Here is a 26,377-nt window from a genome sequence, read left to right as displayed (position 1 = left end):
GCCACATCCACCGCCGCCCCAGCCGTTATCGCCCGAAGACGGCCAACCGTCCGCGCCTGTGCCCACGATGCCGAATGAACCCGCGGCCCAAATGCCCCGGGATCCGCTCTTACCGGCGCGCATTTCACGCCGGTAAGCCTCCGCGGGAGACTCGGCGCGCCACCGCCGCACCCGCACATACATGAAGACTGTGACCGCGAGCACCGACAGTGCCCCCAGCACACCGATCGCGACAGCCAATTCCCCACTCATGCGCGAAGATTACGCTCGCCGAACCGGCTCTCCTATCCCCCGAGCGTGGGACAGCCCGTGGGATGAGTCAGGGCTTGAGACGCCAGGCGTAGCCCGCGATGCCCACGCCGATCAGCGCGATGATCGGCCCGAGCACCGACCACGTGGTGGTACCGCTCATCGGACTGCCGCCGACCACCCCGAATCCCTGGAACGCGAAGAGCGTTCCGAACATGGCGACGACTATTCCGATGACCAACACCGCGATACGCATACCGTCGACAGTAACCTCAGCGTCGATGGCTGAAACCCCGTTCCTGGACCGCACCCGCGACGGTTATGACCGCACCGCCGCCGGATACGTCGCGGCATTCCAGTACCACCTGGACGACAAACCCCTGGACCTCGCCGTGCTGAAGGCCTTCACCGACATGGTGCCGCCGAACCAGCAGGTCATCGACATCGGCTGCGGCACCGGCGCGGCCACCACGATCCTGCGCGACAATGGTGCACAGGTATCGGGAATCGATCTGTCGCCCAACATGATTGCCCAAGCCCGCAGGCTTCATCCGGACATCGGCTTCAGCGTGGGATCGATGACCGACCTCGACCTGCCCGATGCGTGCGCCGGCGGCGTGTGCGCCTGGTACTCGGTGATCCACATCCCCGACGATCAACTGCCCGCGGTGTTCGCCGAGTTCCACCGGGTGCTCATCCCGGGCGGCGTGGCGCTGCTGGCCTTCCAGATCGGCGATCGGCCGCGCCACCTGACCGAGGCGTTCGGCGAACGCGTCGACCTGCTCTTTCACCGCCGCCGTCCCGAGGCCGTCGCAGAGCTGCTGAACGACGCCGGCCTGCCCGTGCACGCCCGACTCGTCCGAGAACCCGAGGGCGACGGTGTTGAATCGACACCGCAGGGGTATCTGATCGCCCGCAAACCCGCACCCACCAGTTGAGGAGCACACCGCATGACCGAACGCTTCGAAGTGCAGCGCACCATCGCGGCACCGGCCGCCGACATCTTCGCGGTGCTGGCCGACCCGCAGGGACACGTCGCCATCGATGCTTCCGGGATGTTGCAGGACGCCACCGGGGCGCCGGCGCGGCAGGTGGGCGATCAGTTCGTCGTGCACATGGATCGTGAAGCGCTCAACGACTTTCCGATGGGCAAGTATGACGTCACCGTCGACATCACCGAGTTCGAGCAGGACCGGTTGATCGCCTGGACGATCCTGGGTCAGATCAAACCGCAGATCGGCCACGTCTACGGCTACCGCCTGGAACCGACCGGCGACGGGACGCTGGTCACCTCGTTCTACGACTGGTCCAACATCACCGACAAGTGGCGCGAGGCAGGCATCTTTCCGGTCATCCCAGAGAGCGCGCTGCGCGCCACCCTGGGCATTCTGGACCGGACGGTGCGGCGCGGCTACCCGCAACCCTGACGTCAACTCGTAGTTGACGAAACCACAGAGTCAACCTACGGTTGACGCATGACCGATTCCGTCAGCCTCGACACCCTCATCCGCGCCATCAAGTCCGTTCACACCGACGCCCTCGAGCAACTCACCGATGCGGTACTGGCCGCCGAGCACCTCGGCGAGGTCGCCGATCACCTCATCGGCCACTTCGTCGACCAGGCCCGCCGCTCCGGCGCCTCCTGGACCGATATCGGCACCAGCATGGGTGTCACCAAACAGGCCGCCCAGAAACGCTTCGTCCCCAAGGCCGATGCCGCCGGCATCGACCCCAACGAGGGCTTCGCGCGGTTCACCCCGCGTGCACGCACCGCCGTCGTCACCGCCCAACGCGTCGCCCGCGACGCGGAGAACATCGAGATCGGCCCCGAACACCTGATCCTGGGGCTGCTCGGCGACACCGAATCCTTGGCCATCGCGATCCTGCAGGCCCAGGGCGCCGAACCCGATCAGATCCGCGCGGCGATCACACTGCCGCCCGCGACGGGCCAGACACTGGACCTGGTGCCCTTCAGCGGCCCGGCCAAGAAGGTGCTGGAATTGACGTTCCGCGAAGCACTTCGCTTGGGCCACAACTACATCGGCACCGAGCACATCCTGTTGGCACTGCTGGAATCCGAGGACGGCGAAGGTCCGCTGCACGGTCTCGGCGTCGACAAGGACCGCACGACCGCCAAGCTCATCGAGCTGCTGGCCTCCATCACGGGAATGAAAGCGGACCCGTCGCTGTAGAACAGCTCATGGAACTGAACGCAGCAGCACGCGAGCTCATCGGTGCAGGGGTCGACACCACCCTGGTCACCCTCAACGCCGACGGCAGCCCGCAGGTCTCACTGGTCTGGGTAGCGCTGCAGTCCACTCCCGACGGTGACGAACTGGTGTCCGCGCACCTGTCGGACAAGTACCAGAAAGTGCGCAACATCCGGCGCGATCCGCGGGTCACCGCGACCATCCTGGGCCCCAGCCAGCCAGGTCAGCAGCGGCAGTACCTGTCGGTGACCGGCACCGCACGCATCGTCGAGGGCGGTGCGCCCGAACTGCTCAAGGAGCTGGCCATCGCCCTGCTCGGCTCCGACCAGTACTTCCCGCCGGCCGACGCACCGGACGGCTTCCTGACCCGGATCCGCATCGAATCCATCGGCGGTCAGGGACCCTGGATCGCCTAAACCGCCGAACACCGCAGTGTCCGTCGGGCATGTGCCATCATGCCAAGCATGCGATTGGCAAAGGTCCGCACCTGGTTCGCGGTTCTCCTGACGAGCCTGACCGCCGCGGTGGCAGTCGGCATCGCGCCGCCCGCCGCGGCTGCAGTCACTCCCATCGGCAACCTGGGTGAGACGTTGCGCGTGCAGTTCGACGACTTCGTCGCCGACGTGACGGTGCACGACGTGCTGGCCGTGCCGGTGCCACCGGGATGGGGCTGGAACGGCTCCCCGCGCTGGCGCGCCCAGGGCGGCCCGTGGCGGGCCGGTGTGACGGTGCACGTCATCTCCGCGCCCAACCCGTACAAGTTGTCCATCGCCACCACGTTCAGCGGCGTCACCCCCTACGCCGACGCCTACGCCGCCAAGCACACCGACGCCCCGGACGCGCTGGAGAAGGCACTGCTGAACGCGCCCCCCGGGTCCACCGTCAACGGTGGCGTCTACTGGGACGTCTACCGCGCGCTGGTCACCAACGTGGTGATGATCAACCCGCAGACCGGAACGCACCTGGCCCAGTGGAACATCTGGCAGCCCGGCGCTCCGCTGCCCTGATCGCCGTGCACGTCGAGGTACCCGGACCGGCAGATCTGACCGAGCTTGCCGCCGTCGCCGCCACCACCTTTCCGTTGGCCTGCCCGCCGGGCGTCACCGAAGACAACGTCAACGCGTTCATCGCGGCGAACCTGTCGGTCGAGGCGTTCGCCGATTACCTGAACAACCCGGACCGCGTGGTGCTGATCGCCCGCGACGACACCCGAATCCTCGGCTATGCCATGCTGATCCGCGGTGTGCCCGAAGACGCCGACGTGCAGCAGGCCGTGCCGCTGCTCCCGGCCGTGGAAATCTCCAAGATGTACACGCTGCCCGACGTACACGGCGCCGGGGTGTCCGCGGCGCTGATGGCCGAATCGTTGCGGCGCTGCGCACAACTGGGCGCGGCCAGCGTGTGGCTGGGCGTCAATCAGGAAAACCAGCGCGCCCAACGCTTCTACGCCAAATCCGATTTCCGGGTCAGCGGCACCAAGACCTTCCGCCTCGGCGACAGCGTCGAGAGCGATTACGTGATGGTCCGCTCGGCCTGAGTGCGCCCGAGGACGTCACGCACGGCGTCGAGCACCTCGTCGGGATGGGTGAGGTGCACCGAGTGCGTGGAACCCGGCCAGCAGAGCAGTGGTTCGCCGAGGGCATCCGCGATGCGCTGATGGGCAACATGTGTCGCACCGGTGGGCGCGCGATCCGCGGTGATGACGGCGGCGGGCACACGCGGCAGCCCGGTTTCGTCGAACTGCGCGGACAGTCCCGACAGCCCGCTCACCACCCGTCCGAGCCGGATCAGATCGGCTTCGGCGGCGACCCGTGAGTGGACCGCCGCGCAATCCGGCCGCAACCGCAGCCTGTGGGCCTCGCGCGCGGCTCCCTTCATCATCCGCGACCGAAACCAGCGGTGGATCACCGGGATTCGGCAGATGACGGCCACGGCGCGGAACGCGCGTTCGACACGGCGGCAGATCGCGGCATCGTTGATCGGCGTGACATCCAGCAGCACCAGACCGGCCACGTCGTCGGGATGGTCACGCGCGAGCAGCAGCGCCATCGCACCACCCAGGCTCTGGCCCACCACGACCACCGGCCCGGCGCCCTCCCGCGCGATCAGGTCATGCAGGTGCGCGGGCACCTGCGCCAGTGTCTCGGGAACGTCGTGCACGATGACCCGGCAACCGGGTTCGGCCGCAAGCGAATCCACCAGACCGGGGAAGAACCCGTCGCAGCGCGCACCGGCCCCCGGAAGCAGCAGTACCGCAGGCCCGGTCATTCAGTTCGATTGAGACTGCGCGGCGGCAGTCAGCGCCAGCATGCGCGAGGTGGCGCGCAGATACTTCTTGCGGAACCCGCCGGCCACCATCTCATCGCTGAAAATCGTGTCCAGCTTGGTGCCCGAGGCCAGAATCGGGATACCGGCGTCATACAACCGGTCCGTCAGCGCCACCAACCGCAGTGCCACACTCTGGTCGTTGATCGGGTGCACCCCGGTGATGAACACCTCGGTGACATCGTCGATCAACGCGTGATAGCGCGACGGGTGCATGGTCGCCAGGTGCGCACACAGCGCGTCGAAATCATCCAGTGTCGCACCGGGTTTCGCCGCTGCCGCGGTGCGCACCTGGTCATCGGTCAACGGCTCGGGTGCCGGCGGCAGCCCGCGGTGCCGATAGTCGGGGCCCTCGATGCGGATGGTGGTGAAGATCGCCGACAGCGTGTTGATCTCACGCAGGAAGTCCTGCGCGGCGAAGCGACCCTCCCCGAGCTGCTCGGGCAGCGTGTTCGACGTGGCCGCGATCGATACGCCGCGCTCCACCAGGGCGGAGAGCAGCCGGGAGATCAGCGTGGTGTTGCCCGGATCATCGAGTTCGAACTCGTCGATGCAGACCACCGCGTAGTCGGCGAGCAGGTCGATGCACTCGGTGAAGCCGAACACGCCGGCCAGCTGGGTCAGTTCACCGAAGGTCGCGAACGCCACCGGGGCGTCGCCCTCGGACATCGTGTAATACGTGGAGGCCAGCAGGTGGGTCTTGCCGACACCGAACCCGCCGTCGAGGTACACGCCGACGCCGGGCAGCACCTCACGCTTGCCGAACAGCTTCTTCTTGCCGGCCCGGCGTTCCTTGGCCAGCTCGCAGAACTTGCGGCAGTGCCCGACCGCCTCGGCCTGCGACGGTTCATTGGGATCGGGCCGGTAGGTGTCGAAGCTGACATCGGCGAACGTGGGCGGCGGGACCAGCTGCGCGACCAGCCGCTCCGGGGTGACGCTCGGCCGTCGCTCGACCAGACCCGCGACCCCGCCCGTGCTTTGCATGTCAGGCACCCTATCGACGTGCTGCAATGTTGCCCATGTCGGATAGCACCGCTGGGACGGATCTCACAGCCCTTGGACCGGTTTCCACCACCGAGGACGGCGGGCTGGCGCAGTACTACGCCTACCCCGAGAACCTGAGCTCCTGCTGGGTACGGGCCAATTTCATCAGCAGCCTCGACGGTGCCGCGACGGCCGACGGCCGCTCCGGTGCGCTCGGGGGCGCCGGGGACCGGGCCGTGTTCCGGCTGATGCGTGAGCTGGCCGACGTGGTGGTGGTCGGGGCAGGCACGGTGCGCGTCGAGAACTACTCCGGCGCCCAACTCGGGGTGGCCGAACGACAGCGCCGGCACGCCCGCGGGCAACGCGAGGTGCCGCCCATCGCCATGGTCACCCGCTCCGCTGACCTCGACCACGACCTGGCGGTGTTCACCCAGACCGAAGTGCCCCCACTGCTGTTGACCTCCCGCGACACCGCCGCCGACGCGCGCGCCCGGTTCGCCGGCCTGGCCGAGGTGTACGACTGCTCGGGCGCCGATCCCGCCGGCGTCGACCTCGGCGCCGCACTGCGCACCCTGGCCGGCCTCGGGTTGACCCGGGTGCTCGCCGAGGGCGGCCCCAGCCTGCTCGGCACCTTCATCGCCGACGGCCTGCTCGACGAGCTGTGCCTGACCATCGCGCCGACGGTGGTGGGCGGCGGGTCGAAGCGGATCGCCGATGGGCACCGCGAGCTGATCACCCGGCTGCAGCGCCGCCACGTGCTGACCGACGACGAGGGCTATCTGTACACGCGCTACAGCCGCGACTGATCCGGCGTCGACGATCGCTACTGTGGTCGGCATGCGTGTGGGGATTCTGTCGACGATCGCCGTGTCGTCGGTCGCAGTGCTGCTGACCTCGTGTGCCCCGCTGCTGGCCGCCAACCCGCGCTACGCCACCGACGACGGCGCCGGACCCCAGGGCGCGCCCACGACCACCGCCGAGGCCGACGGGCCACCGGCGCTGGAGGCACCCAAGAACGACCTGTCCTGGCAGGACTGCACCTCCAGAGTGTTCAGTGACGCTGCCGTGCCCGCGCTGCCGGGCATCACACTGGACTGCGCCACCTACGATGCCGACCTCGATTCGATCAAGGGCGCCAACGGCAAGATCACTATCGGCGTGGTGCGGGCCACCTCCGTGGACACCCCCGCCGACGCCGGCCCGCTGGTGATGACCACCGGCACGGACCTGCCCTCGTCATCGCAACTGCCCGTATGGCTATCCCGCGCCGGCTCCGACATCCTCAAGAAGAACCCCATCGTCGCCGTCGACCGGCGCGGGATGGGACTGTCCAAGGCCATCGACTGCCGCGACCTGTTCGACCGTCAGGAGATGATCGACCAGACCCAGTTCGAGCCCGGTGACGACCCGGTGGCCAACCTGAGCGCCATCGTCCAGACCGCCACCACCACCTGCACCGACACCATCGCCCCCGGCGATTCGGCCTATGACAACGCCCACGCCGCCGAGGACATCGAACGGCTGCGCAGCACCTGGGATGTCCCGACGATCGCGCTGATGGGCATCGGTAACGGTGCGCAGGTCGCGTTGGCCTACGCCGGGTCGCACCCCGACAAGGTGGCGCGGCTGGTGCTGGATTCGCCGCTGCCGCTGGGCATCGGCGCCGAGGCCGCCACCGAGCAGATGGTCAAGGGCCAGCAGGCGGCCCTCGACGCATTCGCCGCGCAGTGTGCCGCCACGAACTGCCCACTGGGCCCGGACCCCCGCGGCGCCGTCGACGCCCTGCTGACGGCCGCCCGCAACGGCGACGGACCCAACGGCGCCTCCGAGGCTGCCGTGGCGGACGCCATCACGACGGCGCTGGCCTTCCCGCGCGGGGACCGGGCCAGCGCCACCAACGCGCTGGCCGGTGCGATCGCCTCCGCCCGCGGCGGTGACACCAACGCGATGACCAACCTGATCACCCAGGCCGACACCCTCCGCCAGACCGACGGTCAGTTCGTCAACGGTTGCAGCGACGCGCTCAACCGGCCCACCCCGGACCGGGTCCGCGAGCTCGTCGTCGCCTGGGACCGGCTCTACCCGCAGTTCGGCAGCGTCGGCGCACTGCGGATGGTCAACTGCCTGAGCTGGCCCAGCGGCTCCGCACCGCAGGATCCCAAGGACCTCAAGATCCCGGTCATGCTGCTCGGTGTCCAGAACGATCCGATCGTCGGCAACGAAGGGGTGGCCGCGGTCGCCGCCACCGTCATCAACGCCGGTTCCACCAGCAAGCGGGTGATCTGGCAGGGCATCGGGCACGGCGCCGGCATCTACACGGCGTGCGCGCTGCCGCCGGTCATCGGATACCTGGAGAGCGGCAAACTGCCCGAGACCGACACGTTCTGCCCCGCCTGATCAAGCCCCGACGAACTGCGGTGTACGGTGCGCTGGTGTCGTTCCTGCCCTCCGGTGTGCTGAACGCCTTTCGCCCCAGCACCACACCGCCCAGCACCGCAACGATTCTGCGGTCGATCTTGTGGCCCATCGCCATCCTGTCGGTGATCCACCGCAGCTACGTGCTGGGCACCAACGGCTACATCACCGATGATTTCGGCCCGGTCTACCGCGCGGTGATCAATTTCAAAATGGGCTGGGACATCTACAACGAGAACTTCCATCAGGTGGACCCGCACTACCTGTACCCGCCGGGTGGGACGCTGCTGCTGGCGCCGTTCGGCTACCTGCCCGTCGACGCCGCCCGCTACTGGTACATCACCTTCAACGTGGTGGCCTTCCTGCTCGCGGCCTATCTGCTGCTGCGGATGTTCAACTACACGCTGAGTTCGGTCGCGGCACCGGCGCTGCTGCTGGCGATGTTCTGCACCGAATCCGTCACCAACACTTTGGTGTTCACCAACATCAACGGCTGCATGCTGCTGGGGGCGGTGCTGTTCTTCCGGTTACTGCTCAAGGGCGGAGTCCGCGCGGAACTGCTGGCCGGCGCCGCCATCGGCCTCACCTTGGTGGTCAAACCGTCGCTGCTACCGCTGCTGCTGCTACCGGTACTGAATCGCCAGTTCTACACCCTGATCACCGCTTTCGGCGTGCCGCTGGTCTTCAACGCGGCTGCRTGGCCGCTGGTGTCGGACCCGATGAACTTCGTGCACCGCACCGTGCCTTACATCCTGGAGACCCGCGACTACTTCAACTCCTCGATCCTGGGCAACGGCATCTATTACGGCCTGCCGATGTGGCTGATCCTGGCGCTGCGTATCGGATTCACCTTGCTGGCCGCCGGCAGCCTCTACCTGCTCTACAAGTACTACCGCGAGCGCGATCCGCTGTTCTGGCTGCTGACCTCCTCGGGGGTACTGCTGACCGCGTCGTTCCTGGTGCTCTCACTGGGCCAGGGTTACTACTCGACGATGCTGTTCCCGTTCCTGATGACGGTGGTGCTGCGCAACTCCGTGCTGCACAACTGGCCGGCCTGGCTGGCGGTGTACGGGTTCATGACAATGGACCGCTGGTTGCTCGGGCACTGGCCGACCACCGGACGCTTCCTGGAATACATGAAGATCACCTACGGTTGGTCGCTGCTGCTGGTGGTGGTGTTCTGCGTGCTGTACTTCCGCTACCTGGACGCCAAGGCCGAAGGTCGGCTGGATTCCGGTATCGATCCGCCGTGGATGACGGATGAGCGTCGGCGCGCTAGCGTTGAATCATGACAATCCCGGGTCCCAAGCTCGAGCTGACCGACGACCAGTGGCGCGAGAAGCTCAACCCCGCCGAGTACGCGGTGCTGCGCCGCGCCGGCACCGAACGGCCGTTCACCGGCGAGTACACCGACACCAAGACCGCCGGGGTCTACGAATGCCGGGCCTGCGGCACCGAGCTGTTCCGCAGCACCGAGAAGTTCGAATCCCACTGCGGCTGGCCCTCTTTCTTCGATCCCGCCAACTCCGATGCGGTGATCCTCAAACGCGACGACTCGCTGGGAATGACCCGCATCGAGGTGATCTGCGCCAACTGCCACAGCCACCTCGGGCACGTGTTCGAAGGCGAGGGCTACCCGACGCCGACCGACCAGCGCTACTGCATCAACTCCATATCGCTGCGTCTGGTACCGGCCGGCGCAACTTCAGCAGACTGAGCATGTCCGGCGGCGTCAGCGGCGCACTGTAGAGATAGCCCTGCGCCACCTGGCAGCCGTAATCACGTAACAGCGTGGCAGTTTCGGGATCTTCCACGCCCTCGGCCACCGTGGTCAGGCCGAGTTCGTTCGCCAGATCGATGACGGCGCGCACGATGGCGGCGGCGCGCCGGTCGTCGAGGACCGCGGTGACGAAGCCACGGTCCAGTTTGAGTTCGTCGACGTACAGTTCCCGCAGATACGACAGCGCCGAATAGCCGCTGCCGAAATCGTCGATCGCGACGCGCACCCCGCCCTGGCGCAGACGCTCGATCACCGCACGGGCACGTTCGTGGTTGTCCAGCAGCAGGTCCTCGGTGATCTCGACGGTCAGCACCTCATACGGCAGGCCACGCTCCTCCAGCGCCCGCGCCACCGTCTCCGGTAGGGCCAGATCGCTCAGTGACGGCGCGAACACATTGACCGCCACCGGCACCAGCAGACCCATGTCCCGCCATTCCGCGGTCTGGTTGAGCGCTTGGGACAGAACCAGTTCGGTGATCGGCCGCATCAGCCCGTGATCGCGGACCAGTTGCAGGAACTGGTCTGGCCCCAACAACCCCCGTTCGGGGTGCGGCCAGCGCACCAGCGCCTCCACCCCCACGATCGACTCGTCACGCAGGTCGAACTTGGGCTGATACGCCAGGGTGAGTTCCTGATTGGCGATGGCGTGCCGGAGTTGGCCGAGAAGCTGGAAGGCCACCGTGCTCTTCCGTGCCGCGGCCGCCGCGGTCCCGCGATCGTCGGCCTCGGGATCGGCATCGTCGGGCATGTCACTGGCGGAGTAGACGTGCACCCCGCGGATGCGCGACCGCTTGGCCGTGTACATCGCGACATCGGCCTGCTTCAGCAGGGTGTCGGCCGAGATCTCCGGCTCACCCGCGGAGGCACCGGCCAGGCCGGCGCTGGGACACAACAACAGGGCGTGACCGTCGATGACGAACGGCTCGTCGAAGGCGCGCAGCACCTGCAGGGCAACGCGATGCGAGTCCTCGGTGTCCCCCTCCATCAGGACCACGAACTCGTCGCCGCCGATGCGGGCGACCGTATCGCTGGACCGGGCGGCGCCCAGGATGCGTTCGGCGGCCTGCACCAGCAGCAGATCACCTGCGGGATGGCCGAGGCCGTCGTTGACGAGCTTGAAGTCGTCGAGGTCCAGGGACAGCACCGCCACCGACTGCTCGTCGCGACGGTGCAGCGCCATGGCATGGGTCAACCGGTCCAGGAACAGCGCGCGGTTCGCCAGACCGGTGAGCGGGTCCTGCAGGGCCTGCGCTTCCACAGCCCGGAGCAGTCTGCGGTTCTCCGCCACCACGATGAACTGCCGCAGCAACACCAGCACGATCAGGACCACCGAGGCGAGCAGCGCCGGTGGCAGGCCCGGCGTTGCAGCAAACCGCACCAGCGCGGCAATCATGGCGAACACCAGCGGCACGTACGGCAGCCACATGGCCATCCGGGAAATCTCGCGGTCGGCCTCGGCAGCCCCACGCACCCACGTCTCCGGGTTCAGCGCGGCCAGCGCAATCAGCAGCAGACCGGCCGCCCAGCTCACGCTGCCGTAGGTGAGCACGGTGACATCGTCGTGGGCGTTCGTGTAGACGAAAACGCCGTCCGCCACGGCCATCAACGTCATGCCACTGACCAACAGCGTCAACGCCCGCCGCTGCGGAGTGCGGGCCCGCCCCAGCACCAGCACCGCCACGGTGAGCACACCCAGATCCAGCACCGGATATGCCAGCGCGACCCCGACCGCGAACCGCGTGGCGTCACTGTAGTCGTTGAACACCTCGCCCAGAACCGTCCACCAACCGATCTGAAAGAACGCGACCGCCACGATGAACCCGTCGAGCGCCAGCCGGGTGTGGGTATATCCCGAAGCGCCCACGGGCACCATCAGCAGGCCGATGCAGACGAACACCGGCAGCATCAGATACGCGATGTCCGCAGCTGTCGGAAAGGGCGATTCAGCCAGCCACCACTCGTAATACGCCCAGATCGCCGACCCGACGGCGTAGCCGATCATGCCGATCGTCACGCAGATCCAGACCCGGCGCTGACGGCCACGGAACCGCCACGCGGCGTGGCCGCAGCAGGCGGTGACGAACAGCGCGAGGACGACGAAGCCGAGATCCTCCACGGCGATCCGCGCGGCCGGCGAGCCCCATCCACCGAGCAGCCACGCACAGAAAGCCAGGGTGGCGACCGTAGCCCCCACCCCGACCCGGACGCCTATCGGCATCCCAAGACGCTAGCAAACTTCTGCCGCGCGATGTCCCAGCGGCGTGACTTATTTACGGCAGCTTTGCCAGCAACTGCTCGACGGCAACCCGCGGACCGGTGAAGAACGGCGTCTCCTCGCGCACATGCCTGCGCGCCTCGGTATAGCGCAGCTTCCACATCAGTTCGACGATGCGGCCCAGATCGGGGCCCTCGAAGGCCAGGATCCACTCGTAGTCGCCCAGAGCGAAGGCCGGCACCGTGTTGGCCCGCACGTCCGGGTACTCACGCCCCGCCATACCGTGATCGACGAGCATCTTGCGGCGCTCGTCGTCGGGCAGCAGGTACCAGTCCAGCGACCGCACGAACGGGTAGACGCAGACGTAGTCACCGGGGTCCTCACCGGCGACGAAGGCCGGGACGTGGCTCTTGTTGAACTCGGCGGGACGGTGCAGCGCGACCACGCTCCATACCGGGTCGCTGGCCTGACCGAGGGTGGTCCGGCGGAACGCCGAGTAGGTGGCCTGCAGGTCTTCCACCCGCTCGGCGTGCGTCCAGATCATGTAGTCGGCGTCGGCCCGGAAGCCGGTGACGTCGTACAGGCCGCGGACGACGACGCCGTTGTCCTCCTGCTGCTTCAGGAAAGTCGAGGTCTCATCGATCACGGCCGACCGGTCCTGATCGAGCGCCTCGGGCTGGACGGCGAAGACCGAGATCATCATGTACCGGGTCATCGAGTTGAGCTTGTCGTAATCGAGCTTGGCCATGGGCCTATCGTGCCACGCCGGAGGTCACCAGCTTCGCGGCCGCCCTGGTGGCAGATCCCACACATGCGGGCACCCCGATGCCGTCCAGATAGCCGCCCGCGACGGCCAGGTTCGGCGGCAGACCGGCCCGCACCTCGGCGACCAGATCCGCGTGTCCGGGCCCGTACTGGGGCATCGCGTCGATCCAGCGCTGCACCCGGTAGTCCACCGGGTCGGCGGCGATGGAGAACACCGTCTGCAGATCCTGGAGCGACCAGTTGAGCAGCTCGTCATCGCCGACGCTACGCGCCAGCGTGTCCCCGAACCGGCCGTAGGACAGCCGCACCAGCTCCACGTTGCCGCGCCGGCCCCACTTGCGTGACGTCAGGGTGATTGCCTTGGTGTGCAACTGTTCTCCGGTGGCTACCAGCACTCCGGACTGATCGGGCAGCGGGGTGCCGCCGGGTAGCGCGAGGGCTACCAGCGCGGTCGAGGCCACCCCGATCCGGCGGGCGGCGGCCGCGCTGCGCGGGGCGACGTGCTCGACGAGCCGGACCAGCCGCGGCGCGGGCACGGCGAGCACCACCGCGTCGGCCGACCAGTGGCCGCCCTCATCGTCGATCAGTTCCCAGCCCCGCGCGGTGCGCTCCACTCGGCTGATCCCGACGTGGGCCCAGCGCAGGTCGGCCCGCCGGGCCAGCTCGTCGATCAGGACGCGGTAGCCGCCGTCGAGGGCGCCGAACACCGGGCCGGGTTGCGGTGCAGGAAGCGCGTTTCGGACCGCCTCGGTCAGGCTGCGGGCACCGTGGTCCAGGGCGGCGGCCAGCGCCGGCAGCGCCGAACGCACCCCGATKGTGGCGGCCGACCCGGCGTACACACCGGTCAGCAGCGGCTCCACCGACCGGGTGACGACCTGCGCGCCGAAGCGGTCACCGACCAGTTCGCCGACCGACGGGTCGACGGACGGGCGCCAGGTGAAGGCGCGGCGGTGTTCGTCGGCGATCTGGGCCACCGTCGCGGCGTCGACCAGCCCGGCCACCGACTCGGCGTGGGCGGGAATGCCCTGCAGCGTGCCCGCCGGCAGCGGGTGCAGCCGGCCCTGGCTGTAGATCAACGGCCGGGCGCCGGCACTGGCGACCTGCCGTCCGGACAGGCCCAGCTCGGCCAGCAGGGACGTCACCTCGGGGCGGCGGGTGATGAACGCCTCGGCCCCGACATCCATCGACATCCCGCCGACCTGCTCGGTGCGCAGCACCCCGCCGAGCCGGTCGGCCGGATCGAACAGCGTTATCGAGGCATCCGGACCGGCCGCGACCCGCAGCCGGTAAGCCGCGGTGAGGCCCGAAATGCCTCCTCCGACAACGCAGTACGTGGGTTTCACAATGAATGCACCAGCGAGACGAGCTCTGTCACCACCCCGGGGTCGGTGGGCGGCAGCACACCATGACCGAGGTTGAAGATATGACCGGACGCCCCGGCGGCGATAGCCGCGCGGCCGTCCTCGACGACAGCCCGGGCGGCACGGTCGACCACCGGCCAGCCGGCCAGCAGGACGACCGGATCGAGGTTGCCCTGTAGCGCCGTGCCGGGCCGCACCCGGCCCGCCGCGGCTTCCAGCGATGTCCGCCAGTCCACGCCCACCACGGTGGCCCCGGCCTCACCCATGGCACCGAGCAGTTCTGCGGTGCCGACCCCGAAGTGCGTCATCGGCACACCGCGATCGGCCAGCGCCGCGAAGATCCGGGAGCTGTGCGGCAGGACGTGGCTGCGGTAGTCGGCCAGCGACAGCGTCCCGGCCCACGAATCGAACAACTGGATGGCATCGACGCCGGCGTCGAGCTGGGCGGCCAGGAACTCGATGGTCAGATCGGTGAGTGAGGTCATCAGCGCGTGCCAGGTCTCGGTCTCGCCGAACATCATCGCCTTGGTCTTCTCGTGGTTGCGGCTGGGTCCGCCCTCCACCAGGTAGGACGCCAGCGTGAACGGCGCACCGGCGAAACCGATCAGTGGCACCTCACCCAATGCCGCGACCAGCAGCGACACCGCGTCGCTGACGGGTGCCACCTGGGACCGCTCCAGCGGCTTGAGCGTGCCGACATCGGCACGGGACCGGATCGGGTGCTCGATGACGGGCCCGACGTCGGGCACGATGTCCAGCGCGACGCCGGCGGCCTTGAGCGGCACCACGATGTCGGAGAACAGGATGGCCGCGTCGACGCCGTGCCTGCGCACCGGCTGCAGGGTGATCTCGCAGACCAGCTCCGGGTCGAAGCAGGCGTCCAGCATCTTGTGGTTGGCACGAAGGGCGCGGTACTCGGGCAGCGAACGTCCGGCCTGGCGCATGAACCACACTGGGGTGCGGCTCGGGGTGCGGCCGGCGGCAGCGGCGAGAAACGGCGACTCTGGCAGGTCACGACGGGTGCTCATCGAGCCCTATGGTGCCATGTGTCCGGAGATCGGCGCGCCTGCGCACGGGTGAGACGAGATGGGTCTAGCGTCCCACACTGTGACGTCCGCCGAACCGGCTCAGTTCCGCACCGCGGTTGCGGCCATGAATGCCGCTACCGTTCGGCCGGAAATCGAGTTGGGACCGATCCGACCGCCGCAACGGCTGGCTCCCTACAGCTATGCGCTGGGCGCCGAAGTGCGCCACCCCGACGCCCCGGTCGTGCCGGAACGCTCCGAGGGCGATGCCTTCGGGCGGCTGATCCTGCTGCACGACCCGGAAGGCGCCGAGGCCTGGGACGGCACCATGCGCCTGGTCGCCTACATCCAGGCCGACCTGGACTCCACCGAGGCCGTCGACCCGTTGCTGCCCGAGGTTGCCTGGAGCTGGCTGGTGGACGCGCTCGCCGAACACGGCGAGGCCGTCACCGCACTGGGCGGCACCGTCACCGCCACCACGTCCGTGCGTTACGGCGATATCTCCGGTCCGCCACGCGCCCATCAACTCGAACTCCGCGCCTCCTGGACGGCCACCAACCTCGAGTTGGGCCCGCACGTGCAGGCGTTCTGCGAGGTCCTCGAGCACGCGGCCGGCCTGCCGCCTGCCGGAGTGACCAGCTTGGGTTCCCGCACCCGCGCCTGATGACCGAGCCCGAAGAAGAGTCCGGCGACACACCCGAACCGGAAGCGACTCCCCTACTGGCACCTGYCGACGGTGTTCCGCCGGTCGCTCTCTATCCCAGCGATATCGTGCGGGCGGCCGAGCTGTTGGCCGGTGGCACTGGGCCGTTTGCGATAGACGCCGAGCGCGCTTCGGGTTTCCGCTACTCCAACCGGGCCTATCTGGTGCAGATCCGCCGGGCGGGCGCGGGCACCGTGCTGATCGATCCGGTGAACCATGGCGGCGATCCCCTGCAGGTGATGGCTCCGCTGGCGAAGGTGCTGGCCACCGACGAGTGGGTACTTCACGCCGCCGACCAGGACCTGCCGTGCCTGGCTGAGCTGGGGATGACGCCGCCGAGCCTCTACGACASCGAATTGGGTGCCCGGCTGGCCGGATTCGAGCGGGTGAACCTCGCCGAGATGGTGCGCCGCCTGCTGGGTCTGGGCCTGGTCAAGGGGCACGGCGCCGCCGACTGGTCCAAGCGCCCCTTGCCCGCGGACTGGCTCAACTACGCGGCGCTGGACGTCGAGGTGCTCCTGGAGTTGCGGGCCGCGGTGGCCGCCGCGCTCGAGGCGCAAGGCAAATCAGATTGGGCGGCACAGGAATTCGAGTTCCTGCGAACCGCCGAACCCACCGTGACCCGGCGTGACCGGTGGCGCCGCACCTCGGGGATCCACAAGGTGCGCGACCCCCGGGCGCTGGCCGCGGTGCGCGAACTGTGGACGGCGCGCGATCAGATCGCTCAACGCCGCGATATCGCGCCGGGCCGCATCCTGCCCGACGCGGCGATCATCAATGCCGCCACGGTGGATCCCGATACGGTCGAAAAGATCGTCGCGCTACCGGTTTTCGGTGGTAGCCGGCAACGGCGCAGCGCGCAGGTGTGGCTCGACGCATTGGCCAGGGCCCGTCAGGACCCGGACCCCCCGACGGGTTCCGAACCGCTCACCGGGCCACCGCCGCCGGCCCGCTGGTCCCGGCGCAAGCCGGAGGCCGCCGAACGACTGGAGGCCGCTCGCAGCGGTTTGTCCGAACTCTCGCAGAAGGTTTCGGTTCCCACCGAGAACCTGTTGATGCCCGACACCGTCCGGCGGCTGTGCTGGGACTGGCAGCCGGTCGAGGACGTCGCGTCGACCGTCGAGCAATTCCTGGTCCAGGCCAAGGCCCGGCCGTGGCAGCGTGAGCTGACGGTGCCGGTGCTGACGGCAGCATTGACGACATCGCCCGACGCGTCGGCGGATTGACGAGCGGGAACACTCGACACCTGCGAGCTGGAGGACACCCAACGTGGCCGAAAAGGACGAGACGCACGACGAAAAGGACCGCCAGCGGTTCGCCGACCGCGTCCTCAGCATCGCCGAAGACGCCGTGTACTGGGCCATCGCGGTCATCCTGGTGGCCGGAGCGGTGGCCCTGCTCGTGGCTCAGGTCAAAACCATGTTCTCGTTACTGGACACGCCCACCTCCAACGTCATGCTGGAACTTCTGGACGGCGTGCTGCTGATCTTCATATTCGTCGAATTGCTCTACGCCGTGCGGACCAGCCTGCGGTCCCACGAGATAGCCGTCGAGCCGTTTTTGATCGTCGGAATCCTGGCTTGCATCAAAGAGATTGTGGTGCAGTCGGTGGAAGCGGCCAAGCTCGTGGGTCAGGGGCCGGAGTTCGCCAGGACCATCGTCCAGACCGGGGTGCTCGGCGCACTGGTACTGGTACTGGCTGTCGCAGCGTGGGTGCTCAGACAGCGCAGTCTGGCGGCTCCGCTCCAAGACGAGGGCGAATGAGCGCCACGGGGTTTACAGCGGTAGCCGAGTTGCCTAGTCGGACTTCCGCACCGACATGTCGGCATCGGTGTCGAGTTCGGAATTGTTGAGCGCAGCGACCCAGCCGGTGATCTGACGAGCGATGTGCTGATCGGTCAGACCGATCTCGGTGAGCACCTCGCTGCGCGAGCCATGCGTCTGGAACTCCTGCGGCACGCCGACATCGCGGCACGGCACGTCGATCTCGGCCGCACGCAGCGCGGCGGACACCGAGGACCCGATGCCGCCGTGCAGGCCGTTGTCCTCGAGGGTGACGACGAGCTTGTGCGCGGAGGCCAGCTTGTGCAGGGCCTTTGGCACCGGCAGCACCCAGCGTGGGTCGACGACGGTCACACCGATGCCGTGCTGCTGCAGACGCTGCGCGACCCCGAGGCCCATCCGAGCGAAAGATCCGACCGCGATCAGCAGCACGTCCTCGGAGGAACCGGCGCCCGGCTTGGCCAGGATGTCCACCCCGTCCCGCCGTTCGAGAGCCGGAATGTCCTCGCCCACAGAACCCCGTGGGAATCGGATGGCCGTCGGGCCGTCCTTGACCTCGACTGCCTCGCCGAGTTCCTCACGTAGACGCAAGGAGTCACGCGGTGCCGCGACCCGCATACCGGGGACGATGCCCAGGATCGACAGGTCCCACATGCCGTGGTGGCTGGCGCCGTCGGGACCGGTGACGCCGGCGCGGTCCAGCACGATCGTCACCGGAAGCTTGTGCAGCGCAACGTCCATCATCATCTGATCGAAGGCGCGGTTGAGGAAGGTCGAATAGATCGCGACCACAGGGTGCATGCCACCCATCGCCAGACCGGCGGCCGAGGTCATCGCGTGCTGCTCGGCGATACCGACATCGAAGAGCCGGTCGGGGTAGAGCTGACCGAAGGCCGCAAGGCCGGTCGGGCCCGCCATCGCCGCGGTGATGGCGACGATGTCGCGCCGGCGCTTGGCGATCTTGATCAGCTCATCGGAGAAGGTTCCGGTCCAGCCCGGTGCCGACACCGCGGTCGCCTGCCCGGTGAGCGGGTCGATGATGCCGCAGGCGTGCATCTGCTCGGCCTCGTCGGCTTCGGCGGGCGGGTAACCCATGCCCTTGCGCGTGACGACGTGCACGATGACCGGTGCGTTGAAACCGCGGGCGTGCCGCAGCGCCGCTTCCACGGCGTGCTCGTCGTGGCCGTCGATCGGGCCGACGTACTTCAGGCCCAGATCGGTGAACATGGCCTGCGGCTGGAGTGCGTCCTTCAGGCCGGCCTTCACGCTGTGCATGCACTGGTAGCAGACCTCGCCGATGAGCGGCACACCGCGAACCACGTCGCGGCCCTTCTCCAGCAGCTTCTCGTAGCCGGGCTGCAGCTGCAGGGCGGCCAGGTGGTCGGCCAGCCCGCCGATGGTGGGGGCGTAGCTGCGGCCGTTGTCGTTGACGACGATGACCACCGGGCGCTTGGCGGCGGCGATGTTGTTGAGCGCTTCCCAGCACATACCGCCGGTCAGCGCGCCGTCACCGACGACGGCGACGACGTGCCGGTTGCGGTGCCCGGACAGCTCGAAGGCCTTGGCCAGACCGTCGGCGTAGGACAGCGCGGTGCTGGCGTGGCTGGACTCGACCCAGTCATGGTCGCTCTCGGCGCGCGCCGGATAGCCCGACAGGCCGTCCTTCATCCGGAGCTGGTCGAAATCGTCGGCGCGCCCGGTCAGGATCTTGTGCACATAGGACTGGTGCCCGGTGTCGAAGATGATCGGATCGTGCGGCGAATCGAAGACCCGGTGCAGCGCCAACGTCAACTCGACGACACCGAGGTTCGGGCCCAGATGTCCACCAGTTGCAGCGACCTTGTGAATCAGGAATTCACGGATCTCACCGGCCAGCTCGTCGAGCTGCGACTGGGACAGGTGCTGCAGATCGGCGGGACCGCGGATCTGTTTAAGCATCCCGCCAGTTTAGCCACGTAACACCCGTCAGTCCTGTCGAGGCTGGTAGATGTCGGGCACTCCGTCTTGATCGGCGTCCGACGTTTCCTCTTGCTCGATACGCCGATAGGCGGCGTTTCTGGTGGCCAGCAGCACCGAGGCGAGCAATGCCGCGAGCAGGGACCCCACCAGTACGCCGACTTTCACAAATTCGTCACGTTCCGAGCCGAGCCCATAGGCGAGGTCGCCGATGAGCAGTGACACCGTGAACCCGATACCGGCCAGCATCGAGACGCCCAGCACGTCCACCCAGCGCAGCGAGGAATCCAGTTCGGCCCTGGTGACCTTGGACAACGTCCAGGTGGTGAGGAAGATGCCGATGGGTTTGCCGAGCACCAGACCGAGCACGATGCCCAGCGTGATGGGATCTCTCAGGGCCGAAGCGAGGCCACTGAAACCACCAAGGCTCACTCCGGCTGCGAAGAATGCGAACACCGGGATCGCAATGCCCGCGGAGATCGGGCGTGTCCGATGCTCGAAAGCTGCGCACCGCGCGGCGGGCACCGCGAAGCCCAACAGCACACCGGCGACGGTGGCATGCACCCCGGATTCGTGCACGAACACCCAGGTCATCGCGGCAAGCGGGATCAACGCCCACCACGCCTTGACGCCGCGCTGGACCAAGACCGTGAACACGCCGAGCGGTGCCAGCGCCAACGCCAGCGCGCCGAAGTTGATGGATTCGGAGTAGAAGAACGCGATCACGGTGATCGCGAGCAGGTCGTCGACGACCGCCAGCGTGAGCAGGAACATTCGCAGCGCGGCGGGCAGGTGGGTGGAGATCACGGCCAGTACCGCCACCGCGAAAGCGATATCGGTCGCCGTCGGGATGGCCCAACCCTTCAGCGCACCCTCGCCCCCTTGCGAGGCAAGCGCGACGAAGATCAGCGCGGGCACCACCATGCCGCCGATCGCCGCAGCGATCGGCAGTGCGGCCCGGCTCGGATCGCGCAGATCACCCACGACGAACTCGCGCTTGAGCTCCACACCCACGACGAAGAAGAAAATGGCGAGCAATGCATCGGCCGCCCAGGCGCCGAGGCTGAGGTCCAGGTGAAACCCGAAGGGTTCGCCGCCGAGCTTCAGATCTCGTAGCGCGAAATAGCTTTCCGCCCACGGCGAGTTGGCCCAGATGATGGCTGCGGCCGCAGCGATAAGAAGAATGATGCCGCCGACGGTCTCCTTACGCAGGACCTCGCTGACGCGCTGGGTTTCCGGCCAGGATCCGAGGCTCAGCAGACGACTGCGGCGTTCTGTCATCGAGTTTCTCCCTTGGTCAGCGTCGTACGAACGCCGACCAGACTTCCCGGCACACCGCGCGTCAGGTTACCGCAGCTTGCACGTTGAGGAAGGAGTTGAGGACCGGCAGGACGTCGGGGCACATGTTGTTGGCCGCCGATTCCACGATGACGCCGATCTCATACGGCGCGTACCCGTTGGACGCGACGTACTTCAGTGTCGCCGGCACCCCGGTTCCGCCACGCAGGTTGCGGCAGGTCATCTTGCCGACGTCGATGACGTCGAGCATCTAGTCGTAGTAGACGCCCTCGTCGTCCAGCACCATGACGTAGTCGATGTGGTCGGCATTGGCCGGGACGGCCCGGGGTGAGCGCGGCGACGATGGCAGCGAGTAGCGCGGTGATGATCTTCATGAGGGCCTCCGGGTTCGGACTGCCCGCGGCGGCGAGCCGCACAGAATGACAGAGCCCACCGACACGCGCCCAAAGACCGCGTTTTGTCGGCGCCGTCCTATATACAGTCCTGTTCAGTTTCGGATGGATGAAGATTGAGGCGATGCAGTGATCACCGGTGAGTTGAAGAGCAAGGTCGACCGTGTCTGGGACGCGTTCTGGTCCGGCGGCATATCCAATCCGCTGGAAGTCATCGAACAGATCACCTACCTGCTGTTCATTCGGCGGCTTAACGACTTGGAGATCCTCGCGGAGAAGAAGTCCCGGGTGACGGGCAAGGCCGAGGGACCACGTTTCGGGCCTGAGCAGCAGGAGCTGCGTTGGTCGCAATTCAAGAACGCCGAGCCTGCGACGATGTTCTCCACCGTCGCCGAGAAGGTGTTCCCATTCCTGCGGGAACTCGGAGGGGATGGTTCGACCTACTCCGAGCACATGCGTGATGCCCGGTTCACCATCCCCACTCCGGCGCTGCTTTCCAAGGTCGTCGACATGCTCGACGACATTCCGATGAATGACCGCGACACCAACGGCGATCTGTACGAGTACCTGCTGTCCAAACTTTCCAGCGCCGGCGTGAACGGCCAATTCCGCACGCCGAGACACATCATCAACCTGATGGTGCAGATGACCGCGCCGCAGCCGACGGATGAGATCTGTGACCCGGCTTCGGGCACCGCTGGTTTCTTGGTCGCGGCGTCCGAGTACGTACGCGATACCCACGAAACGGTGCTTACCGACGCGGTGCAGCGAAAGCACTTCCACAACAGCATGTTCCACGGTTACGACTTCGACTCGGTGATGCTGCGCATCGGCAGTATGAACATGCTGATGCACGGCATCGAGTCTCCGGACATCCGCTATCGCGATTCATTGTCAGAGGGAGCTAGTGAGGATTCCGAAAAATACACGCTGATCCTCGCCAATCCCCCGTTCGCCGGATCGCTGGATTATGAAGCGACGTCCAAGGATTTGCAGCGAGTAGTCAAGACCAAAAAGACTGAGTTGCTTTTCCTCGCCTTGTTTTTGAAGCTGCTCAAGCCTGGCGGCAGGGCCGCGGTAATCGTGCCGGATGGGGTGCTGTTTGGATCATCAAAGGCACATAAAGAGTTACGGCGAATGCTGGTCGAGGACCAGAAACTCGACGGCATCGTGAAGCTGCCATCCGGCGTGTTCAAGCCTTACGCCGGTGTTTCAACGGCGATCTTGCTGTTCACCAAGACGAACTCCGGAGCCACGGACCATGTGTGGTTCTTCGACGTTCAGGCCGATGGATTTTCGTTGGACGACAAACGCAATCCGGTGGAAGCCAACGACCTTCCTGAGGCTTTGTCCCGGTGGACTTCACGAAGCTCTTCTGAGTTGGAACGCGTGCGGACCGATCAGTCTTTTTGTGTGCCGGTGGCGGACATCGTGGCTCAGGACTACGACCTGTCATTGAACCGCTACAAGGAGGTCGTGCACGACGAGGTCGAGCATCGGCCGCCGCTGGAGATCATCTCAGAGATCGAACAACTGGAAAGTGAGATCGCTGCGGGCGTGGCGGAGTTGAAGGCGATGCTGTCGTGACGTGGCCGGTCGTCGAACTGTCGTCAGTCGCAGAAGTCAAGCTCGGTCGGCAGCGATCACCTCAGAATCACACTGGCCCGTCGATGCGACCGTACCTTCGCGCGGCGAACGTGGGGTGGTCAGGACTTTTGCTGGACGACGTGAAGCAGATGAACTTTACTGATGACGAGATGCGAGTATTCCGCCTCCAATCGGGCGATCTCCTACTCAACGAGGCATCGGGTTCGCCCAAAGAAGTTGGTAAGCCGGCCATTTGGAGCGACGAGATTGCAAACTGCGCATTCCAAAACACACTACTGCGAGTACGTCCAACTACTCGAATAGAACCCCGGTATCTGCTGCACTACTTCAGCCAGCAAGCAAGAAGCGGCGCGTTTGCACGCGGCTCACGGGGCGTCGGCATCAGCCATCTTGGTAGAGAGGCACTATCAAAATGGCCAATTCCCCTTCCGAACTTAGCCGAACAGCGTCGCATTGCCTCAATTCTCGACCACGCCGCACAGTTACGCGCCAAGCGCCAATTAGTGCGTCAGCGAGTGCAAACGCTCCTCGACAATGCGTTGTCCATAAGTCTGGTCGACACGACGACCACGTTGGTCGAGCTTGGAGATATTGCACTCGTCAAAGGTGGAAAGCGGCTTCCAAAAGGGGCTCTTTATTCCGATACGCCTACGTCGCATCCCTACATTCGAGTGTTGGACTTTGAGCGTGGACAGATCAACACGAAAGATATCAAGTACATCGACGACGAAACTCATCGACAGATAGTTTCATACGTCGTTCACCCCCAGGACGTGGTGATCTCGATCGCTGGTTCGATCGGTCAGATCGCAGAAATACCTCAGGAACTTGATGGCGCAAACCTTACAGAGAACGCGGCACGCATCATGCCGAAGCAGAGTGCTTCTTATCGTCCAGCTTGGCTCGCTGCGGCATTGAGATCTGCGCGACTTCAACGTCAGATCGAAAGCTATATAGGGCAAGTGACTATAGGCAAGCTTGCCCTATACCGCATCGAAAAGCTTCGACTGGACCTTCCGTCTGTGAAAGCGCAGGACTCCTATCTCAGTAGCGCAAATGCAATTCGCACACTGTACAGTGCGACAATGACGGAACCATTCGTCGAGCTGTTTACTTCCCTCCAATCCCGGGCCTTCCGAGGTGAACTCTGATGACATTCGCCGTAATCGACTTCGAGACAACCGGTTTAGTCCCCGAGGGATCCGACCGAGTCGTCGAAGTCGGCGTCGTCCTAACGGACAGCCAAGGCAACGTCGAGGACGAGTGGACTACGTTGGTCAACCCACGCCGTGACATCGGAGCAACGCATATTCATGGCATCTCCGCCGGCGATGTGCTCGACGCACCCGAGTTCGCCGATATCTGCGATCATCTACTCGAAATACTCTCCGGCCGAACAGTCGTCGCCCACAACGCCAGTTTCGATATGAGGTTCCTCCACCGCGAGCTTGCGCTTGCTAGGTACTCCACCTCGAGTCGACCCGCCGCCCTTTGCTCGATGAAGTGGGCCGGCCGAATTATTGGGGCGGCCAAGCTGGCCCACTGCTGCGAAGCGCTGGATATTTCGCTTACCGACGCTCACTCCGCGCTAGGCGACGCTCGTGCGACGGCGCAACTCCTCACCCACCTGATCAACGTTTGCTGCACTTCGTCGGATTGGCGGGCCGACATCGAACGGTGCTCCGGTTATGCGTGGCCGGTCCCCACCAAGCGTGCCGCTCTCGCGGTGGCGGTGCACCGTGACCAATCGGCCGCAGATCCACACTCCTGGTTGCGATCTGTACTAGGGGCTGCCTGGATTCCCGGAACCCCCGAGGACGAGGCGACCTACATGGTGATGCTCGACAACGCGCTTCTCGACCGTTCAATTTCGCGCAGCGAAGGACGGCAGCTCTTGGAGACCGCCGAAGCAGCCGGCTTGTCACGTGGGACAGTCGCGCGTTTGCACCAGGACTACCTTCGCGCTGTCGCCGTGGAGGCGATTGCAGACGATGTCGTCACCGATGACGAGCGCACCGAACTCGATTCTGTCGCCAATGCATTGGGTTTCGGAAGCCCGTACGTGGACGAAGCGCTGGACTGGGCCCGATCCAAGTCACCCGCCCCACACGCCGCGAATGGCGGCTTCACATTGCAGCGCGGCGACCGAGTGGTGTTCACCGGCGACATGGAACGCGGTCGCGATGAGTGGGTCTCAGCCATCACTACTGCCGGTCTCGCGTCGGGTGGGGTCACCAAGTCAACTCGTCTCGTTGTCGCCGCGGACCCCGACTCCCTGAGCGGTAAAGCCGCCAAAGCTCGCCAGTACGGAATCCCCGTCGTCGGCGAATCGGCCTTCGAGAAAATCTTCGCCAAGTATCAAGCAAGCCAATAGAAGAAGCGGCCGCAGACCTCTGGATTGCTCGATCTCCACCTCGATTTACACACCCAGAAAGGTGAGGAACAAATGTCCGTCGACGCCGATGTCGTGGCACTTGTCAAACAACAGAACGATCGCACCGCGTTCTGGCACATCGTGATTGACCCAACCTGGCCGATGAGCCGCCTCAGCGGGGCGTGGGTGGACACTGTCGCACCGGCGTTGTACGCAAAGCGGCTTCTTCTGCCTTTTGGGGGACAAATGCCAGACGGCTTGGAACACTTAGAGGCTGAAAGTGCCGGAGTCCTGGACCCGAACGCAACTCGAGATGCCGTGGCCGCTGTCATCGAAGAATTGAATGCACAGCATCTGAACAACCCCACCAAAGCTGGCAAACCACGAGCTGCGATTTCATGGCCGCGGGTACCGGAGCCGCTCGACTGGGCACACATTCCCAAGCCGCCCCGGGGCGTCGCTGAAGACAGCTTGACCAGTGAGTCGATCGCCGTGGCCACGTGGGTATCCCGTCTGGCCGACGTCTGGGCTGAGATTGAGGTCATACGGGTGTCCCGCGACTATCTGTCAGCCGGGCTAAAGGTGCAACGTCCCATACCCGTCGTACTGCGAGGCTAAACTGCGCCGACGCGATCGGCTGACATCATCGTCCAATCCTTGAGATCGACCTAGTTAGGTCGATCCAGTGACACACTGCTGAAGAACGGAATTCAATCTATCGAGAAACCGGGCATCGACAACGTCAGATCATTATTGACGCCGCCCCCTCGTCGACTGGTGAACGAAATGAGGCTGCAGATCAGTGAGATCGACAGGGCGACACCATCGATGCAACATTCGTCAGCCCCATATTCGGCGTCTACGTAATGAGCGGCAAGGTGAGACGCGGGTCCCATGGTGACTTGGTCCTCGTCGGGTTCTATCCATTGAAACG

General features: G+C 66.0%; 27 protein-coding genes. 17 read left to right on the top strand and 10 right to left on the bottom strand.

Features of this window, described 5'->3' with window-relative positions; translation table 11 throughout:
- Positions 1 to 319 precede the first annotated feature (319 nt).
- On the bottom strand, positions 320 to 505 hold the full coding sequence (locus AC1DTF_RS05290; RefSeq protein ID WP_057168904.1) for a hypothetical protein: 186 nt from the start codon (positions 503 to 505) through the stop codon (positions 320 to 322).
- Between the two features lie 25 nt (positions 506 to 530).
- Between AC1DTF_RS05290 and AC1DTF_RS05285 the strand changes: the two genes are divergently transcribed.
- The 6 genes from AC1DTF_RS05285 to AC1DTF_RS05260 are packed head-to-tail and all read left to right on the top strand — an operon-like array spanning position 531 to position 3,996.
- Positions 531 to 1,187 (top strand): class I SAM-dependent DNA methyltransferase, encoded by a 657-nt coding sequence (locus AC1DTF_RS05285; RefSeq protein WP_057168903.1) that lies wholly within the window; start codon positions 531 to 533, stop codon positions 1,185 to 1,187.
- Positions 1,188 to 1,199: 12 nt separating this feature from the next.
- Positions 1,200 to 1,676: an SRPBCC family protein gene (locus AC1DTF_RS05280; RefSeq protein ID WP_057168902.1), complete on the top strand. Its 477-nt coding sequence runs from the start codon at positions 1,200 to 1,202 to the stop codon at positions 1,674 to 1,676.
- A 48-nt stretch (positions 1,677 to 1,724) separates the two neighbouring features.
- The gene (locus AC1DTF_RS05275) at positions 1,725 to 2,441 is read left to right on the top strand and encodes a Clp protease N-terminal domain-containing protein (RefSeq protein WP_057168901.1); all 717 of its coding nucleotides are present in this window, start codon (positions 1,725 to 1,727) and stop codon (positions 2,439 to 2,441) included.
- 8 nt (positions 2,442 to 2,449) lie between these two features.
- Positions 2,450 to 2,875, top strand: a complete 426-nt coding sequence (locus tag AC1DTF_RS05270; RefSeq protein WP_057168900.1) for a PPOX class F420-dependent oxidoreductase — start codon at positions 2,450 to 2,452, stop codon at positions 2,873 to 2,875.
- A 48-nt stretch (positions 2,876 to 2,923) separates the two neighbouring features.
- Complete coding sequence (locus AC1DTF_RS05265) at positions 2,924 to 3,466, top strand: hypothetical protein (protein WP_057168899.1); 543 nt, start codon at positions 2,924 to 2,926, stop codon at positions 3,464 to 3,466.
- Positions 3,466 to 3,996, top strand: a complete 531-nt coding sequence (locus tag AC1DTF_RS05260) for a GNAT family N-acetyltransferase (RefSeq protein WP_057169021.1) — start codon at positions 3,466 to 3,468, stop codon at positions 3,994 to 3,996. Before AC1DTF_RS05265 ends, AC1DTF_RS05260 begins: the two co-directional genes overlap by 1 nt.
- On the opposite strand, the gene AC1DTF_RS05255 is transcribed toward AC1DTF_RS05260, so the two are convergent.
- Both AC1DTF_RS05255 and zapE read right to left on the bottom strand, forming a co-directional pair.
- Entirely contained in the window at positions 3,972 to 4,727 is a 756-nt protein-coding gene (locus tag AC1DTF_RS05255; protein WP_057168898.1) for an alpha/beta fold hydrolase, read from the bottom strand. The two genes, AC1DTF_RS05260 and AC1DTF_RS05255, sit on opposite strands and share 25 nt — an antisense overlap.
- Entirely contained in the window at positions 4,728 to 5,768 is a 1,041-nt protein-coding gene (gene zapE / locus AC1DTF_RS05250) for a cell division protein ZapE (RefSeq protein ID WP_057168897.1), read from the bottom strand. It lies immediately after the preceding gene.
- A gap of 35 nt (positions 5,769 to 5,803) precedes the next feature.
- Between zapE and AC1DTF_RS05245 the strand changes: the two genes are divergently transcribed.
- From AC1DTF_RS05245 to msrB, 4 genes are read left to right on the top strand one after another with little or no spacing between them, the layout of a single operon-like run.
- On the top strand, positions 5,804 to 6,574 hold the full coding sequence (locus AC1DTF_RS05245; RefSeq protein WP_057168896.1) for a pyrimidine reductase family protein: 771 nt from the start codon (positions 5,804 to 5,806) through the stop codon (positions 6,572 to 6,574).
- 31 nt (positions 6,575 to 6,605) lie between these two features.
- The gene (locus tag AC1DTF_RS05240) at positions 6,606 to 8,165 is read left to right on the top strand and encodes an alpha/beta hydrolase (protein WP_477473305.1); all 1,560 of its coding nucleotides are present in this window, start codon (positions 6,606 to 6,608) and stop codon (positions 8,163 to 8,165) included.
- A gap of 20 nt (positions 8,166 to 8,185) precedes the next feature.
- Positions 8,186 to 9,475 (top strand): arabinofuranan 3-O-arabinosyltransferase, encoded by a 1,290-nt coding sequence (gene aftC, locus AC1DTF_RS05235; protein WP_477473304.1) that lies wholly within the window; start codon positions 8,186 to 8,188, stop codon positions 9,473 to 9,475.
- Between the two features lie 2 nt (positions 9,476 to 9,477).
- Positions 9,478 to 9,900, top strand: a complete 423-nt coding sequence (gene msrB, locus AC1DTF_RS05230) for a peptide-methionine (R)-S-oxide reductase MsrB (protein WP_162264254.1) — start codon at positions 9,478 to 9,480, stop codon at positions 9,898 to 9,900.
- Here the strand turns inward: msrB and AC1DTF_RS05225 are convergent.
- From AC1DTF_RS05225 to hemE, 4 genes are read right to left on the bottom strand one after another with little or no spacing between them, the layout of a single operon-like run.
- Entirely contained in the window at positions 9,848 to 12,181 is a 2,334-nt protein-coding gene (locus AC1DTF_RS05225; RefSeq protein WP_477473303.1) for a putative bifunctional diguanylate cyclase/phosphodiesterase, read from the bottom strand. The genes msrB and AC1DTF_RS05225 overlap by 53 nt on opposite strands.
- A gap of 52 nt (positions 12,182 to 12,233) precedes the next feature.
- Positions 12,234 to 12,926, bottom strand: coding sequence for a hydrogen peroxide-dependent heme synthase (gene hemQ / locus AC1DTF_RS05220; protein WP_057168892.1), 693 nt, complete (start codon positions 12,924 to 12,926; stop codon positions 12,234 to 12,236).
- A gap of 4 nt (positions 12,927 to 12,930) precedes the next feature.
- Positions 12,931 to 14,286 (bottom strand): protoporphyrinogen oxidase, encoded by a 1,356-nt coding sequence (locus AC1DTF_RS05215; RefSeq protein WP_477473302.1) that lies wholly within the window; start codon positions 14,284 to 14,286, stop codon positions 12,931 to 12,933.
- The gene (gene hemE, locus AC1DTF_RS05210; protein ID WP_057168890.1) at positions 14,283 to 15,332 is read right to left on the bottom strand and encodes a uroporphyrinogen decarboxylase; all 1,050 of its coding nucleotides are present in this window, start codon (positions 15,330 to 15,332) and stop codon (positions 14,283 to 14,285) included. Before hemE ends, AC1DTF_RS05215 begins: the two co-directional genes overlap by 4 nt.
- Positions 15,333 to 15,411: 79 nt before the next feature.
- On the opposite strand from hemE, the gene AC1DTF_RS05205 reads away from it, so the two are divergent.
- The 3 genes from AC1DTF_RS05205 to AC1DTF_RS05195 are packed head-to-tail and all read left to right on the top strand — an operon-like array spanning position 15,412 to position 17,796.
- Positions 15,412 to 15,993 (top strand): DUF3000 domain-containing protein, encoded by a 582-nt coding sequence (locus tag AC1DTF_RS05205; protein ID WP_057169019.1) that lies wholly within the window; start codon positions 15,412 to 15,414, stop codon positions 15,991 to 15,993.
- Positions 15,993 to 17,258 (top strand): HRDC domain-containing protein, encoded by a 1,266-nt coding sequence (locus tag AC1DTF_RS05200; RefSeq protein WP_477473301.1) that lies wholly within the window; start codon positions 15,993 to 15,995, stop codon positions 17,256 to 17,258. The genes AC1DTF_RS05205 and AC1DTF_RS05200 overlap by 1 nt, the downstream gene beginning before the upstream one ends.
- Positions 17,259 to 17,301: 43 nt before the next feature.
- A complete protein-coding gene (locus AC1DTF_RS05195; RefSeq protein ID WP_477473300.1) occupies positions 17,302 to 17,796 on the top strand; it encodes a phosphate-starvation-inducible PsiE family protein in 495 nt (164 codons plus the stop codon).
- Positions 17,797 to 17,829: 33 nt separating this feature from the next.
- On the opposite strand, the gene dxs is transcribed toward AC1DTF_RS05195, so the two are convergent.
- From dxs to AC1DTF_RS05180, 3 genes are all read right to left on the bottom strand, one after another.
- Positions 17,830 to 19,752, bottom strand: coding sequence for a 1-deoxy-D-xylulose-5-phosphate synthase (dxs, locus tag AC1DTF_RS05190; RefSeq protein ID WP_477473299.1), 1,923 nt, complete (start codon positions 19,750 to 19,752; stop codon positions 17,830 to 17,832).
- Between the two features lie 27 nt (positions 19,753 to 19,779).
- Positions 19,780 to 21,051, bottom strand: a complete 1,272-nt coding sequence (gene nhaA / locus AC1DTF_RS05185; protein WP_057168886.1) for a Na+/H+ antiporter NhaA — start codon at positions 21,049 to 21,051, stop codon at positions 19,780 to 19,782.
- 61 nt (positions 21,052 to 21,112) lie between these two features.
- Entirely contained in the window at positions 21,113 to 21,319 is a 207-nt protein-coding gene (locus AC1DTF_RS05180; protein ID WP_477473298.1) for a DUF732 domain-containing protein, read from the bottom strand.
- 271 nt (positions 21,320 to 21,590) lie between these two features.
- Here AC1DTF_RS05180 and AC1DTF_RS05175 point away from each other — a divergent pair, with 271 nt between their 5' ends.
- From AC1DTF_RS05175 to AC1DTF_RS05160, 4 genes are all read left to right on the top strand, one after another.
- Positions 21,591 to 23,048 carry a type I restriction-modification system subunit M gene (locus AC1DTF_RS05175; RefSeq protein ID WP_477473297.1) on the top strand — a complete coding sequence of 486 codons (1,458 nt, stop codon included), beginning with the start codon at positions 21,591 to 21,593 and terminating at the stop codon, positions 23,046 to 23,048.
- Positions 23,045 to 24,220, top strand: coding sequence for a restriction endonuclease subunit S (locus AC1DTF_RS05170; RefSeq protein ID WP_477473296.1), 1,176 nt, complete (start codon positions 23,045 to 23,047; stop codon positions 24,218 to 24,220). Before AC1DTF_RS05175 ends, AC1DTF_RS05170 begins: the two co-directional genes overlap by 4 nt.
- Positions 24,220 to 25,443, top strand: coding sequence for an exonuclease domain-containing protein (locus tag AC1DTF_RS05165; RefSeq protein ID WP_477473295.1), 1,224 nt, complete (start codon positions 24,220 to 24,222; stop codon positions 25,441 to 25,443). The genes AC1DTF_RS05170 and AC1DTF_RS05165 overlap by 1 nt, the downstream gene beginning before the upstream one ends.
- A gap of 72 nt (positions 25,444 to 25,515) precedes the next feature.
- Positions 25,516 to 26,061 carry a hypothetical protein gene (locus tag AC1DTF_RS05160; protein ID WP_477473294.1) on the top strand — a complete coding sequence of 182 codons (546 nt, stop codon included), beginning with the start codon at positions 25,516 to 25,518 and terminating at the stop codon, positions 26,059 to 26,061.
- Positions 26,062 to 26,377 lie beyond the last annotated feature (316 nt).

It is taken from the genome of Mycobacterium sp. P4_H6 (assembly GCF_056400845.1).
The sequence above is the reverse complement of the archived record's forward strand: the minus strand, read 5'-3'. Positions and strand labels throughout refer to the sequence as shown.

Coding starts and splice junctions, on each gene's coding strand:
- AC1DTF_RS05180 (WP_477473298.1), bottom strand. CDS start 21,319: ATGCTCGACGTCATCGACGTCGGCAAGATGACCTGCCGCAACCTGCGT.
- zapE (WP_057168897.1), bottom strand. CDS start 5,768: ATGCAAAGCACGGGCGGGGTCGCGGGTCTGGTCGAGCGACGGCCGAGC.
- nhaA (WP_057168886.1), bottom strand. CDS start 21,051: ATGACAGAACGCCGCAGTCGTCTGCTGAGCCTCGGATCCTGGCCGGAA.
- AC1DTF_RS05285 (WP_057168903.1), top strand. CDS start 531: ATGGCTGAAACCCCGTTCCTGGACCGCACCCGCGACGGTTATGACCGC.
- dxs (WP_477473299.1), bottom strand. CDS start 19,752: ATGCTTAAACAGATCCGCGGTCCCGCCGATCTGCAGCACCTGTCCCAG.
- AC1DTF_RS05165 (WP_477473295.1), top strand. CDS start 24,220: ATGACATTCGCCGTAATCGACTTCGAGACAACCGGTTTAGTCCCCGAG.
- AC1DTF_RS05265 (WP_057168899.1), top strand. CDS start 2,924: ATGCGATTGGCAAAGGTCCGCACCTGGTTCGCGGTTCTCCTGACGAGC.
- AC1DTF_RS05270 (WP_057168900.1), top strand. CDS start 2,450: ATGGAACTGAACGCAGCAGCACGCGAGCTCATCGGTGCAGGGGTCGAC.
- AC1DTF_RS05225 (WP_477473303.1), bottom strand. CDS start 12,181: ATGCCGATAGGCGTCCGGGTCGGGGTGGGGGCTACGGTCGCCACCCTG.
- hemQ (WP_057168892.1), bottom strand. CDS start 12,926: ATGGCCAAGCTCGATTACGACAAGCTCAACTCGATGACCCGGTACATG.
- hemE (WP_057168890.1), bottom strand. CDS start 15,332: ATGAGCACCCGTCGTGACCTGCCAGAGTCGCCGTTTCTCGCCGCTGCC.
- AC1DTF_RS05160 (WP_477473294.1), top strand. CDS start 25,516: ATGTCCGTCGACGCCGATGTCGTGGCACTTGTCAAACAACAGAACGAT.
- AC1DTF_RS05255 (WP_057168898.1), bottom strand. CDS start 4,727: ATGACCGGGCCTGCGGTACTGCTGCTTCCGGGGGCCGGTGCGCGCTGC.
- AC1DTF_RS05275 (WP_057168901.1), top strand. CDS start 1,725: ATGACCGATTCCGTCAGCCTCGACACCCTCATCCGCGCCATCAAGTCC.
- AC1DTF_RS05240 (WP_477473305.1), top strand. CDS start 6,606: ATGCGTGTGGGGATTCTGTCGACGATCGCCGTGTCGTCGGTCGCAGTG.
- AC1DTF_RS05280 (WP_057168902.1), top strand. CDS start 1,200: ATGACCGAACGCTTCGAAGTGCAGCGCACCATCGCGGCACCGGCCGCC.
- AC1DTF_RS05245 (WP_057168896.1), top strand. CDS start 5,804: ATGTCGGATAGCACCGCTGGGACGGATCTCACAGCCCTTGGACCGGTT.
- AC1DTF_RS05290 (WP_057168904.1), bottom strand. CDS start 505: ATGCGTATCGCGGTGTTGGTCATCGGAATAGTCGTCGCCATGTTCGGA.